Annotated in this window: 13 protein-coding genes, 3 tRNA genes, 1 rRNA gene and 1 pseudogene; 10 read left to right on the top strand and 8 right to left on the bottom strand. The window is 26.0% G+C overall.

What is annotated here, in order from left to right; all coding sequences use genetic code 11:
- Window positions 1-39: 39 nt before the first annotated feature.
- Window positions 40-1,782 carry an arginine--tRNA ligase gene (argS, locus tag D9V60_RS01235; RefSeq protein WP_158360545.1) on the bottom strand — a complete coding sequence of 581 codons (1,743 nt, stop codon included), beginning with the start codon at window positions 1,780-1,782 and terminating at the stop codon, window positions 40-42.
- Between the two features lie 415 nt (window positions 1,783-2,197).
- Here argS and D9V60_RS01240 point away from each other — a divergent pair.
- The 3 genes from D9V60_RS01240 to D9V60_RS01250 all read left to right on the top strand — a co-directional run bounded on the left by D9V60_RS01240 (window position 2,198) and on the right by D9V60_RS01250 (window position 3,988).
- Window positions 2,198-3,743: ribosomal RNA gene (locus D9V60_RS01240) — 16S ribosomal RNA — on the top strand.
- Between the two features lie 58 nt (window positions 3,744-3,801).
- A tRNA-Ile gene (locus tag D9V60_RS01245) sits at window positions 3,802-3,878 on the top strand.
- A gap of 37 nt (window positions 3,879-3,915) precedes the next feature.
- Window positions 3,916-3,988, top strand: a tRNA-Ala gene (locus D9V60_RS01250).
- On the opposite strand, the gene gloB is transcribed toward D9V60_RS01250, so the two are convergent.
- Both gloB and rnhA read right to left on the bottom strand, forming a co-directional pair.
- Window positions 3,970-4,737 carry a hydroxyacylglutathione hydrolase gene (gene gloB / locus D9V60_RS01255; protein WP_158360546.1) on the bottom strand — a complete coding sequence of 256 codons (768 nt, stop codon included), beginning with the start codon at window positions 4,735-4,737 and terminating at the stop codon, window positions 3,970-3,972. The genes D9V60_RS01250 and gloB overlap by 19 nt on opposite strands.
- Window positions 4,734-5,225: a ribonuclease HI gene (rnhA, locus tag D9V60_RS01260; RefSeq protein ID WP_158360547.1), complete on the bottom strand. Its 492-nt coding sequence runs from the start codon at window positions 5,223-5,225 to the stop codon at window positions 4,734-4,736. Before rnhA ends, gloB begins: the two co-directional genes overlap by 4 nt.
- Before the next feature lie 36 nt (window positions 5,226-5,261).
- Here rnhA and dnaQ point away from each other — a divergent pair, with 36 nt between their 5' ends.
- The 5 genes from dnaQ to D9V60_RS01285 all read left to right on the top strand — a co-directional run bounded on the left by dnaQ (window position 5,262) and on the right by D9V60_RS01285 (window position 7,931).
- Entirely contained in the window at window positions 5,262-5,984 is a 723-nt protein-coding gene (gene dnaQ / locus D9V60_RS01265) for a DNA polymerase III subunit epsilon (RefSeq protein ID WP_158360548.1), read from the top strand.
- A gap of 71 nt (window positions 5,985-6,055) precedes the next feature.
- Window positions 6,056-6,129, top strand: a tRNA-Asp gene (locus tag D9V60_RS01270).
- Window positions 6,130-6,183: 54 nt separating this feature from the next.
- Window positions 6,184-6,768: a D-sedoheptulose 7-phosphate isomerase gene (gene lpcA, locus D9V60_RS01275; RefSeq protein WP_158360549.1), complete on the top strand. Its 585-nt coding sequence runs from the start codon at window positions 6,184-6,186 to the stop codon at window positions 6,766-6,768.
- A 90-nt stretch (window positions 6,769-6,858) separates the two neighbouring features.
- Window positions 6,859-7,323 (top strand): xanthine phosphoribosyltransferase, encoded by a 465-nt coding sequence (gene gpt, locus D9V60_RS01280; RefSeq protein WP_158360550.1) that lies wholly within the window; start codon window positions 6,859-6,861, stop codon window positions 7,321-7,323.
- Between the two features lie 71 nt (window positions 7,324-7,394).
- Window positions 7,395-7,931 carry a nucleotide exchange factor GrpE gene (locus tag D9V60_RS01285; RefSeq protein ID WP_158360551.1) on the top strand — a complete coding sequence of 179 codons (537 nt, stop codon included), beginning with the start codon at window positions 7,395-7,397 and terminating at the stop codon, window positions 7,929-7,931.
- Window positions 7,932-8,015: 84 nt separating this feature from the next.
- Here D9V60_RS01285 and D9V60_RS01290 read toward each other — a convergent pair whose 3' ends face one another.
- On the bottom strand, window positions 8,016-8,312 hold the full coding sequence (locus D9V60_RS01290) for an RnfH family protein (RefSeq protein WP_158360552.1): 297 nt from the start codon (window positions 8,310-8,312) through the stop codon (window positions 8,016-8,018).
- Window positions 8,313-8,424: 112 nt separating this feature from the next.
- On the opposite strand from D9V60_RS01290, the gene smpB reads away from it, so the two are divergent.
- Window positions 8,425-8,925, top strand: a complete 501-nt coding sequence (gene smpB, locus D9V60_RS01295) for an SsrA-binding protein SmpB (RefSeq protein ID WP_158360553.1) — start codon at window positions 8,425-8,427, stop codon at window positions 8,923-8,925.
- Window positions 8,926-8,934: 9 nt separating this feature from the next.
- Window positions 8,935-9,393 (top strand): tRNA adenosine(34) deaminase TadA, encoded by a 459-nt coding sequence (gene tadA / locus D9V60_RS01300; RefSeq protein ID WP_158360554.1) that lies wholly within the window; start codon window positions 8,935-8,937, stop codon window positions 9,391-9,393.
- A gap of 9 nt (window positions 9,394-9,402) precedes the next feature.
- Here tadA and acpS read toward each other — a convergent pair whose 3' ends face one another.
- From acpS to lepB, 4 genes and pseudogenes are all read right to left on the bottom strand, one after another.
- On the bottom strand, window positions 9,403-9,783 hold the full coding sequence (acpS, locus tag D9V60_RS01305) for a holo-ACP synthase (protein ID WP_158360555.1): 381 nt from the start codon (window positions 9,781-9,783) through the stop codon (window positions 9,403-9,405).
- A gap of 105 nt (window positions 9,784-9,888) precedes the next feature.
- Window positions 9,889-10,725 carry a GTPase Era gene (gene era, locus D9V60_RS01310; RefSeq protein WP_158360556.1) on the bottom strand — a complete coding sequence of 279 codons (837 nt, stop codon included), beginning with the start codon at window positions 10,723-10,725 and terminating at the stop codon, window positions 9,889-9,891.
- Window positions 10,722-11,402, bottom strand: coding sequence for a ribonuclease III (gene rnc / locus D9V60_RS01315; protein WP_158360557.1), 681 nt, complete (start codon window positions 11,400-11,402; stop codon window positions 10,722-10,724). The genes era and rnc overlap by 4 nt, the downstream gene beginning before the upstream one ends.
- A 108-nt stretch (window positions 11,403-11,510) precedes the next feature.
- Window positions 11,511-12,442: pseudogene (lepB, locus tag D9V60_RS01320) on the bottom strand (signal peptidase I).
- Between the last annotated feature and the right edge of the window lie 3 nt (window positions 12,443-12,445).

Below are 12,445 nucleotides of genomic sequence, written 5' to 3' on the forward strand. Positions count from 1 at the left end.
TATTGCCCACCGTACTGATATTTTAGCGAAAATTCTATTTTACATTTTTTTTAATATTTTTATTCCTAAAATATTAAGTCCTTTTTTTAATGTTTTTGCTGTTAAAAAAGATAGTTTTAATCTACTTTTGCAAGTTTTAATTTTTTTAGAAAACAAGATTGAACAATTTTCATAAAAAGTAGAAAAATGCGTTGCTAATTGATAAAGATAGTTACACATAATATGTGGAGTTCCTTTTTTCTCTATAATTAAAATAATTTCTTCAAATTCTAATAGTTTAATTGCCAATTTAACTTCAGTTTCTTCAGTTAAATCAATTTTTTCTGAAATTTTGTTTATTGGAATTTTAGATTTTTTTATTATAGACATAATTCTTGTATAAGCGTATTGTATATACGGAGATGTGTTTCCTTCAAAACTTAACATGGTATCCCAATCAAATATATAATTAGTATTTCTATTTTTAGATAAATCAGCATATTTTACTGCACTTATACCTATAATATTTGCCAACTTAATAAGTTTTTTTTTATTTAAATTAGGTTTTTTTTGTTTGATTAAAATTTTAGCTCTGTTAATTGCTTCTTCAAGTAGTTCGATAAGTTTAATAGTATTTCCATCGCGAGTTTTAAAAGGACGTTTATTTTTATATAACATCATTCCAAATGTATGATGTTCTAATAATAAATTTTGAGGTATATAATTAGCCTTTTTAGAAATAGCCCATATTTGTAGTAAATGTTGTTTTTGACGAGAATCAGTATAATATATTATGCGATCAGCGTTTAATTTTTCGTACCTATATTTTAAACAAGCAATGTCAGTTGTTGCATATAAAAAAGCTTTATCTTTTTTTTGAATAACTACTCCCATATGCTGTCCAAATCTATTTTTAAATTCATCTAGAAAAATAATAGTAGTTCCATTTTTTTCTATAGCTATTTTTTTTTCTTTAAGATCTTTAACAATTTCTGGGAGCATTTTACTATATAAACTTTCTCCCATAGTATGTTCTTTATTTAATGTTACATTAAGTTTTTTATATATATTATAATTATACTTCATTGTGATCGAAACTAATTTTTTCCAAATATAATGACAATGATCATCACCATTTTGTAATTTAACTACATATTTTCTTGATTCACGTTCAAAATCTTTATCTAAATCACATTTTTCTTTTGATTTACAATAAAATTCTTCAATTTCTTTTAGAGAAATAAGATTTTCTTTTAATTTTTTTTCTAATTTTTTATATTTTAAATATGCAATTAACATTCCAAATTGAGTACCCCAATCCCCAATATGATTAGCTCTAATTACATTATATCCTAAAAATTCTAAAGTTCTTGCTGTAACATCTCCTATAATTGTTGATCTTAAATGTCCTATATGCATTTCTTTAGCTATATTCGGAGAAGAATAATCGACTACTATTGTTTGCTTAGGAGAAACATATTTTATACCTAAACGAGGCGAAATAAACAACTCTTCTAGTTTTTTTGATAACCATTTTTTACTAATAAAAATATTTATAAAACCAGGGTAAGAAAATGTTATTTTTTGGTATATATTTTTTGTTTTAATAATAAAAATTATTTTTTTATATAATTCATATGGTTCTATTTGGTTTTTATTAGCTATTTTTATTAAGTTATCAACCTGATAATTTCCGAATTTTATTTTTTTACTAGAAACAATTAATGGCTCATAATATTTCTCCAAACCAATATTAATTAAAGCTTGTTCAATATTTTTTTTTATTATATATTTTATATTCATTTACAACCTTATTGTTTGTTTGACTTATTATTTTACTTGTTATATTAACAATTTAATAAAATTATTTTAAATCATTTAAATCTTTTATTAATCAATAAATTTATTTTATCGTATATTATAATATATTTTTAATGAAGTATTAATTTTTAGATGATTTTAAAATGTTTAAAATTATATATAAATGATAAATTTTTAAATAAATTTTATTTAGAATATTTTAATAATTAAAGTTATAATTAATTCAATTAAAAGGTTGACAAGATATAAAAAAAAATGTAATCTCTTACTTAAATCTTCAAATAAACAAAACGCTCTTTAAAAAAATATTAGATAATCTGTGTGGGCACAGAAAATTAAGTACAAATAAACTTATTTAGTTTTAAATCTCTTAAATTTATTTAAGAGATGTTTTTAAAAATTGAAGAGTTTGATCATGGCTCAGATTGAACGCTGGCGGCAAGCCTAACACATGCAAGTCGAGCGGCATCGAAAGAAAGCTTGCTTTCTTGTCGGCGAGCGGCAAACGGGTGAGTAATATCTGGGAATCTACCCAAAAGAGGGGGATAACTACTAGAAATGGTAGCTAATACCGCATAAAGTTGAAAAACCAAAGTGGGGGACCATAATAGGCCTCATGCTTTTGGATGAGCCCAGACGAGATTAGCTTGTTGGTAAGGTAAAGGCTTACCAAGGCTACGATCTCTAGCTGGTCTGAGAGGATAACCAGCCACACTGGAACTGAGACACGGTCCAGACTCCTACGGGAGGCAGCAGTGGGGAATATTGCACAATGGGCGAAAGCCTGATGCAGCTATGCCGCGTGTATGAAGAAGGCCTTAGGGTTGTAAAGTACTTTCAGCGGGGAAGAAAAAAATAAAACTAATAATTTTATTTCTTGACGTTACCCGAAGAAGAAGCACCGGCTAACTCCGTGCCAGCAGCCGCGGTAATACGGAGGGTGCTAGCGTTAATCAGAATTACTGGGCGTAAAGAGCACGTAGGTGGTTTTTTAAGTCAGATGTGAAATCCCTGGGCTTAACCTAGGAACTGCATTTGAAACTGAAATACTAGAGTATCGTAGAGGGAGGTAGAATTCTAGGTGTAGCGGTGAAATGCGTAGATATCTGGAGGAATACCCGTGGCGAAAGCGGCCTCCTAAACGAATACTGACACTGAGGTGCGAAAGCGTGGGGAGCAAACAGGATTAGATACCCTGGTAGTCCATGCCGTAAACGATGTCGACTTGGAGGTTGTTTCCAAGAGAAGTGACTTCCGAAGCTAACGCATTAAGTCGACCGCCTGGGGAGTACGGCCGCAAGGCTAAAACTCAAATGAATTGACGGGGGCCCGCACAAGCGGTGGAGCATGTGGTTTAATTCGATGCAACGCGAAGAACCTTACCTGGTCTTGACATCCACAGAATTTCTTAGAAATAAGAAAGTGCCTTCGGGAACTGTGAGACAGGTGCTGCATGGCTGTCGTCAGCTCGTGTTGTGAAATGTTGGGTTAAGTCCCGCAACGAGCGCAACCCTTATCCCCTGTTGCCATCGGTTCGGCCGGGAACTCAGAGGAGACTGCCGGTTATAAACCGGAGGAAGGTGGGGACGACGTCAAGTCATCATGGCCCTTACGACCAGGGCTACACACGTGCTACAATGGTTTATACAAAGAGAAGCAAATCTGCAAAGACAAGCAAACCTCATAAAGTAAATCGTAGTCCGGACTGGAGTCTGCAACTCGACTCCACGAAGTCGGAATCGCTAGTAATCGTGGATCAGAATGCCACGGTGAATACGTTCCCGGGCCTTGTACACACCGCCCGTCACACCATGGGAGTGGGTTGCAAAAGAAGCAGATATCCTAACCTTAAACGGAAGGCGTCTACCACTTTGTGATTCATGACTGGGGTGAAGTCGTAACAAGGTAACCGTAGGGGAACCTGCGGTTGGATCACCTCCTTAAAAATATATACTTTTTTTGAAGTGCCCACACAAATTATCTAATAAAACTTTCTTAGAAAGGCTTGTAGCTCAGATGGTAAGAGCGCACCCCTGATAAGGGTGAGGTCGGTGGTTCAACTCCACTCAGGCCTACCATTTTAATAAGCTAATATTATAGACCATATATTAATATGGGGCTATAGCTCAGCTGGGAGAGCGCCTGCCTTGCACGCAGGAGGTCAGCGGTTCAATCCCGCTTAGCTCCAAAAAGATCCTTACTTTTTCTTAAATAACAAAATATCTCAAAAGAATCTTTATTTTTTTTAAAACCAATCCATTTTTTCAAATAAAAATCATCTGTTCTTAAAAATATATTAATTTTTCTCTCATTATAGAGATAGAATGGAAAAATGTTTTTTTTTAAAAAAATTTTTTTTTGAACTTTCTTGTAATAACGCTTAATATTATGGTCTTTTGGTAATAAATTCATAGAAAAAATTAAATTAGATAACGTATATTCATGAGAACAACATAAAATAGTATTACCCGGAAATAATCTGATTAATTGTATAGAATGATACATATTTAAATAATTATTTTTAAAAACTCGACCACACCCAGCTGAAAAAATAGTATCTCCGCAAAATAAATATGGTTTTAAGTAATATGAAATATGATTTAATGTATGACCTGGGGTAGAAATAACATCAATATCATTTGCTAATAAATGTATTTTATCCCCTCCTTTAACAATTTTATGAATATTATAATTTTTTGTATTTTTAGGGCCAAAAACAGTAATTTTAGGATACTTTTTTAAAATTTCATTTACCCCATCTATATGATCTTTATGATAGTGAGTTATTAAAATCGCTTTAGGATTTAATTTTTTTTCACTAATTTTTTTTATTACAAGATTTGATATACCCGGATCAATAATTATACAAGAATTACTTTTATTATACAGAATCCAAATGTAATTATCTTTTAATGCAAATATATTTGTTAAAATCATAATTTCTCCATTAATTTATTATAGAAAATATTTTCATAAAATTGATCTTGAATTGTTGGATTATTTGCAGATTTTCGTGCAATTTGATCACATCGTTCATTCTCTATATGACCAGCATGTGCTTTTATCCAAAACCATGTAATAAAATGTTTTTTTAATAAATTATTAATACGTAACCATAAATCTATATTTTTTACTAATTTTTTATTAGTTGTTTTCCATTTTTTTTTATTCCACTGATATATCCATTTTGTTACTCCTAGTTTTACATATTGACTATCCGTAAAAATTTCTACAGTACAAGATTGTTTTAAAATTTCTAATCCTGCGATTACACCCATGAGTTCCATTCTGTTATTAGTAGTTAAAAAAAAACCTGAAGTTAATATTTTTTCTTTTATTTCATAACGTAATATAGTTGCATATCCACCAGATCCTGGATTTCCTAAACAAGAACCATCTGTAAAGATTTTGACTAATTTTGACATTATATTCAATATTCCAAAAGACTAGTTAAATTAACAATGATAAATAATAAAAAAAGAATAATTGTATTAGATACTGAAACTACTGGTATGAATAATTTTGGAAAACCTTTTATTAATCATAGAATTATTGAAATTGGAGCTGTTGAAATTATTAATCGTCGTTTTACAGGCAACAATTTTCATGTATATATTCAACCTAATAGATTAATAGATTCAAATGCTTTAAAAGTACATGGTATTACTAATGATTTTTTATCAGATAAACCGTTGTTTAAAAATATAGCTAAAAAATTTTTTCAATATATTCAAGATTCTAAATTGGTTATTCATAACGCACCATTTGATGTAGGATTTATAAATCAAGAATTTTCTTTATTAAAAAATAAAATAATAGATATATCAAATTTTTGTTGTATTATTGATACTTTAAAAATTTCAAGAAAATTATTTCCTGGTAAAAAAAATACGTTAGATGCGCTTTGTAATCGATATAAAATAAAAAATTCTCATAGAGTTTTACATGGCGCTCTTTTAGATGCTTTTTTATTAGGTAAATTATATCTTTTAATGACTAGTGGTCAAGAATCTATGTCATTTTATAATAACATTGAAAATACGAAAAGTTTAGAATCTTGTGGTAAATTAATTATAAATAAAAAAAAATCTTTAAAAATACTGAAAGCAAATAATCAAGAATTAAAACTTCATGAAAAATATGTTAACTATATAAAAAATAAAAAATTAATTTATAAATATTAAATTACCCATAACTATAAAAAGATGATTGACTGATTTTTTTAAAATATGTACAATAATAGAAGTAAAAAAAAGGTGCGGTAGTTCAGCTGGTTAGAATACTGGCCTGTCACGCCGGGGGTCACGGGTTCGAGTCCCGTCCGCACCGAAAAATAATATATTTTAAAAAAATTTTTACTTTTTTCAAATTTAAGTCATAACGATGTATAAAAAAACTATTTGTTCTGAATTAAATATAGCCTTAAATATTTTAAAAGAATTTTTAGAAAACAAAAATCAAATAAAAAGTATTGAAAAAGCTGCTATTTTAATTTCAGAAGCATTTAAAAATAAAAAAAAAGTAATTTCCTGTGGAAATGGAGGATCAAATTGCGATGCTGTTCATTTTGCAGAAGAGCTTACTGGTCTTTACAGAAAAAAAAGACCTGGATATCCAGCAATACCTATTTCTGATGTTGGGCATATTTCAGCGATAGGAAATGACTTTGGATATGATTATATTTTTTCACGTTATATTGAAAGTATAGGAAACTCCAGTGATATATTATTAGCAATTTCTACTTCAGGTAATTCTAATAATATTATTAATGCAATAAAATCTGCACGTAAAAAAGAAATGAAAATAATCGTTTTAACAGGAAACGATGGAGGAAAAATTAAAAAATTATCTGATATCGAAATTTGTATACCATATTGTGGTTATTCAGATCGAATACAAGAAATGCATATAAAAATTATTCATATATTAATCTTAATTATTGAAAAAGAAATGAAAAAAAATAATTAATAGTTTTATTTCAATAGTTTAAAATCCTAAATAACTACAAATTATTTCCACTTTCTAATAAATACTATTTTATAGTTTTGGAATTTTTTTATGAGTGAGAAATATATTGTCACTTGGGATATGCTTCAAATTTATACTAGAAAACTAGCTAAACGATTACTTAAAATCAATTCCTGGAACGCAATCATTGCTGTTAGTAGAGGTGGTTTAGTTCCTGCTTCTTTATTAGCAAGAGAATTAGGTATTCGCTATGTTGATACAATATGTATTGCAAGTTACAATTATGATTGTCTGCAAAAAAATAGAAAAATTATAAAAAAAACGAAAATTAATAGTGAAAAAATAATTGTAGTAGATGATCTTGTTGACACAGGTGGAACTGCAAATATCATTCGAACATTATACCCGCAAGCATATTTTGTAACTATTTTTGCAAAACCAATGGGTAAATTATTAGTAGATGATTATATTATTGATGTTGATCAAAATATATGGATCGAACAACCTTGGGATATGTCAATATCTTATATTCCCCCTCTTTTTAAAAACAATTAAAATATTTTAAATTTTTCATGAAAATAATTATTAAGTATATTTGTCAAAATATATGAAAAAGGATATTTGTTATGATAAATAAAATAAAACCAATAAATGAAAAAAATACAGTAGATGAAAATATCGATTTAATTAATAATTTTAAAAAAGAATTAGAAATATCTGAAGAAAAAATAAAAGAAACAATTTTAAATCAAAATAAAGAAATTTTTAAAATACAAAACCGGTTAAATAGCGAAGTTGAGAAATATCAACAGTTTTCTATAGAAAAATTAATTATTGAATTTCTTCCAATTATAGATAATATCGAACGTGCTTTTAATTTAATGCAACAAAAAAAAGAAAAAGTATATATTAAAATTTTAAAAAACATTGAATATGTTTTATCCTTGATAAAAACTATGCTGAATGCATTTAAAGTATCTAAAATAAATGATGTAAAAGTTATATTTGATCCTAATATTCATCAAGCAATATCTATTAGATATAACAATGAGATTGAATCTAATCGAGTACTTGAAGTTATGCAATCTGGTTATACTTATCATTCTCGTTTATTACGTCCCGCAATGGTTGTTGTATCAACAAATAAAGTTAATTATTCCTAGAATATTATAAAATTAAAATATTATTTTTTTAAATTTAGTAATAATTTTGAAATTATATATTATTTATTTAATCTAGATTTTTGTTTAAATTTTTAACGATTTCTTTAAGGATTGATACTTATTTCTTCTTCTTTCTTTTGGGTCTATTATTAAATTTCTATAAATTTCAATACGATCTCCATTTTTTATTTTTCTATTTAAATGAACTAATTTATTATAGATTCCTACATTATTTTTATAAAATTGAATATTTTTTTCTATACTAATTAAATTTGATGCTAATATAGCATCTTTTACAGTAGAGTTGGATTTAATGCGAACTTTTTTAATATATTGTACTTCTGATAAAGCATAAATTACTGTTACTTGAATTATTTCCATGAAAATTTAAATTTTATATTATTCATAAAAGTGTATTAACAAAATTTTCTTAAAAAATCAATCTATAATTTATTAAAAAATATTTAAACAAATTTTTGGGTTATATCTTATTATGTTAAATAAAAAAAAAAATAATTTAAAATTATCTATAATTTGTACAAATAAAAAAGCATATTATAATTATTTTATAGAAGAAATTTTTCAATCGGGATTAGTATTAAAGGGATGGGAAATTAAATCTATTAGATTAGGTAAAATAAATATTTCCGAAAGTTATATTAGTAATTATCCAAATAATAATCATTCTAATGAGATGTATCTTTGTAATTCTATTATTCAACCTTTAAAAACTACTTCAAATCATTTTTCTTGTGATTCAACAAGAAAAAGAAAATTACTTTTACATAAAAATGAAATAAATTATTTATCTTTAAAAAAAAATCAATTAGGATATACTTTAATTGCACTTTCTTTGTTATGGAAAAAATCTTGGTGTAAATTAAGTTTTGGATTAGCAAAAGGTAAAAATAAAATAGATAAAAGAGAAGAAAATAAACAAAACACATGGAAAAAAGAAAAACTAAGAATATTAAAAAAAACTAATATAAATTAAAAATATTTCATGAAAACTAATGATGAAGATGAATATTGGATGAAAATTGCTCTAAAAAACGCATATTATGCTGAAAAAAAAGGAGAAATACCTATAGGTGCAATATTAATTTTAAAAAAACAAATTATTGGAACAGGATGGAATAGTTCTATTGGTCAAAATGATCCAACTGCTCATGCTGAAATTTTAGCTTTACGTGAAGCTGGACAACATATAAAAAATTATAGATTAAAAAACACTACATTATATGTTACATTACAACCTTGTATAATGTGTTTTGGAGCGATTATACATAGTCGTATTGAAAGATTAGTGTTCGGAGCTGGTTATAAAAAAGACAAAAAATGCCCTTTTAAGAATATTTTTTTAGAATTACAAAAAAAATATAAACTAAAAGTCCAAAAAAATATTATGGAACCTCAATGTTCTCGAATATTAATTGATTTTTTTAAAAATAAAAGAAAATAATTTTACCACTTAACTTTCTAAAATTACTATAGCATGTGCATATAATTTTTGATCAGTTATGCTAACATGTATAAATTTACATTCTATTTCTTTACATTTTTTAAAAGCATGATCTAAAAAACGTAAATACGGTTTTCCTAGAGAATTATTATATAATTCTAATTGTTTAAAGGTTATCCCATAATTTATACCAGTTCCTAATGCTTTTGAAGCAGCTTCTTTAGCTGCAAATTTTTTAGCAATAAAATGAATTTTATTTTTAGATATAATATATTCTTTCCATTCTTGTATGGATAAAATTTTTTTAGCTAGCTTATTTCCAAATTTAAAAAAAATTCTTTTAATACGTGAAATTTCTATAATGTCTGTTCCTATACCTATAATAGTCATTAGCTAACTTTCCTTTAATATTTTTAATAAAAAATATAATTTTATTTTTAAAATTAGTTAAAATATTTTAAGTATTTTAACTAATTTTAAAAAATAAAGTTATTTTTAATTTTTTCTAATTTGTGGTTTTTCTATTACCCATATTAATAAATGTATTTTTTTATTATTTTCTTTTTCTAAATAATATCTAGATGACATGCTAATTTGTTTAATTATTCTCCCTTGCTCGCCGATAACAATTTTTTTTTGTCTTTTATTATTTACATAAAGAATTGCATTAATATGTAGTTTTTTATCATCGTACTTAATTGATTCTATTTTTACTTGTAATATTGATGGTAATTCATCTCTTAAAAAAAATATTGATTGTCTACGAATAATTTCAGATATAGAAAAATAAAAAGAATTTGTAGTGATATAGCTTTTAGGAAAAATATGTTTATTTTTTGTTAAATATGTTTGTACAATTTTTTCTAATGAAATAATGTTTTGTCTTTTTTTTACTGAAATGGGAATAATTTCTGTTGAATTAGTTTTTTTTGAAAGCATATCAATATATAATAAAATATTTTTTTTATTTGATAATTTGTCCATTTTATTGATAACATAAATTATTGGAATATTAGTTTTTTTTATTTGATTATAAATAAATTCATCTGTTTTTTCCCATATATTTCGATCTATAATAAACAAAATTAAATTTGTATTTTTTATCATTTTTAAATTTTTTATATCATGACAATATACTCCAGGTGTATCTATATAAATAGCTTGATAAATTTCATTATTCTTAATACCTATGATATTACTTTGTGTTGTATTTTTCTTTTTTGAAGTAATAGAGATATTTTTTCCAACTATTTCATTGATTAAAGTTGATTTTCCAACATTTGGTTTTCCGACAATAGTTATATATCCACAATATTCTTGTTTTTTGTTCACTCTACACCTAATTGAATTAATGCTTTTTTAGCTGCGTCTTGTTCGGCTTTTCTTCTGCTTGTTCCTTTACCAATAAACATTTTTGAATTAATGCTTATTTCGCAATGAATAGTAAATAATTGATTATGTGCCTCTCCACATACTTTTACTATAAAATATGTAGGTAGTGATAAATGTTTGGATTGTAAATATTCCTGTAATCTTGTTTTTGGGTCTTTTTGTATATTTCCAGGGCTTATTTTTTCTAAACGTTTTTCATACCATTTAAGTATTAATTCCTCAACTGTTTTAATGTTACTATCTAAATAAATACTTCCAATCAATGCTTCTACAGTATTTGCTAGAATAGATTCACGACGAAATCCTCCGCTTTTTAATTCTCCTTGACCTAATTGTAAATATTCTCCTAAATCAAATTCATATGCTATTTCAGCTAAAGTATTACCTTTAACTAAAGTTGCTCTCATACGGCTCATATCTCCTTCATCAATAGATGGAAAATGTTGATATAAAGCATTAGCAATTACAAAGCTTAATATAGAATCTCCTAAAAACTCAAGTCTTTCATTATGATTACTACTTGCACTACGATGTGTAAGTGCTTGTCTTAACAAATCTTTATGAGTAAAAGTGTATCCTAATACTTCCTGTATTTTATTTGTTACGATGTGGTTCATGTTATACCAATTTCAATGATATTTTAATTGATTTTTATATATAACAGGAAAAACAGTAAAATTTGATAGAATTAGAAAAAATATTTTAAAAATTTATATAATTTATTTTTAATGTATTTTGTTGCCAATTCTATTAATACGTATACCTGTCGGCCATTCATTTTCTTTTTTTTCAAAACTCATCCATATTATTGAAGCTTTTCCTAAAATATTTTCTTCTGGTACAAACCCCCAATAACGACTATCTAAACTGTTATCACGATTATCCCCCATTACAAAATATTTGTTTTTTGGTATTATCCAAGTCAATTTTGATATGCTATCTTGTTGATAGTACTTATCTGTTTGGTCCTTAAACTCATCTAATAATAATATATTATGTTTAAAATTATTAATGTTTTCTTCTATTACTTTAAAGTAAATAGAATTATATACTTTTTCTCTTTTTAGATTATTATCTTGGAATAGATACATTCTTTGAATAAATTCAGTTAACTGTTTTTTTGAATAACTAATAGGTAATACATTTTTGCAATTATGTGTATTTGTATAGTTAACACAAATTGTAATTTTTTTATTATTATATTCGATTTTATCTCCTGGTAATCCTATTACACGTTTAATATAATTTATATTGGATTCTATAGGATGTTTAAAAACTATTATATCTCCACGTTTTGGATATTTGTTTTTTATTAAAGTTGTATTTGTAATTGGATCTTTAATACCATATGAAAATTTTTCTACTAAAATCAAATCTCCTACCAACAACGTTGGCATCATTGATCCTGAAGGAATTTGAAATGGTTCATATATAAAAGAACGTATTATAAAAACAATAAACAACATTGGAAATAAAGATGATATAGATTGAAAAATATTTTTTTGATTTTCGAAAAATGTTTTCTTATTTATAAGAATTTTATTTCTTTTTTTTTATTTAAAAAATAATTAGCAATTGATTGTATATGAATAAAAAACCAAAAAGAACCAGTAAATAATATACTAAATATTAAAAATAAGGTTAATATATTAGGCATTTT

The organism is Buchnera aphidicola (Aphis craccivora) (assembly GCF_005082145.1).
GTDB lineage: Bacteria > Pseudomonadota > Gammaproteobacteria > Enterobacterales > Enterobacteriaceae > Buchnera > Buchnera aphidicola_U.

What these genes read in the sequence shown, in the direction of transcription:
- argS (WP_158360545.1), bottom strand. Translation starts at nt 1,782, where the DNA reads ATGAATATAAAATATATAATAAAAAAAAATATTGAACAAGCTTTAATT.
- gloB (WP_158360546.1), bottom strand. Translation starts at nt 4,737, where the DNA reads ATGATTTTAACAAATATATTTGCATTAAAAGATAATTACATTTGGATT.
- rnhA (WP_158360547.1), bottom strand. Translation starts at nt 5,225, where the DNA reads ATGTCAAAATTAGTCAAAATCTTTACAGATGGTTCTTGTTTAGGAAAT.
- dnaQ (WP_158360548.1), top strand. Translation starts at nt 5,262, where the DNA reads ATGATAAATAATAAAAAAAGAATAATTGTATTAGATACTGAAACTACT.
- lpcA (WP_158360549.1), top strand. Translation starts at nt 6,184, where the DNA reads ATGTATAAAAAAACTATTTGTTCTGAATTAAATATAGCCTTAAATATT.
- gpt (WP_158360550.1), top strand. Translation starts at nt 6,859, where the DNA reads ATGAGTGAGAAATATATTGTCACTTGGGATATGCTTCAAATTTATACT.
- D9V60_RS01285 (WP_158360551.1), top strand. Translation starts at nt 7,395, where the DNA reads ATGATAAATAAAATAAAACCAATAAATGAAAAAAATACAGTAGATGAA.
- D9V60_RS01290 (WP_158360552.1), bottom strand. Translation starts at nt 8,312, where the DNA reads ATGGAAATAATTCAAGTAACAGTAATTTATGCTTTATCAGAAGTACAA.
- smpB (WP_158360553.1), top strand. Translation starts at nt 8,425, where the DNA reads ATGTTAAATAAAAAAAAAAATAATTTAAAATTATCTATAATTTGTACA.
- tadA (WP_158360554.1), top strand. Translation starts at nt 8,935, where the DNA reads ATGAAAACTAATGATGAAGATGAATATTGGATGAAAATTGCTCTAAAA.
- acpS (WP_158360555.1), bottom strand. Translation starts at nt 9,783, where the DNA reads ATGACTATTATAGGTATAGGAACAGACATTATAGAAATTTCACGTATT.
- rnc (WP_158360557.1), bottom strand. Translation starts at nt 11,402, where the DNA reads ATGAACCACATCGTAACAAATAAAATACAGGAAGTATTAGGATACACT.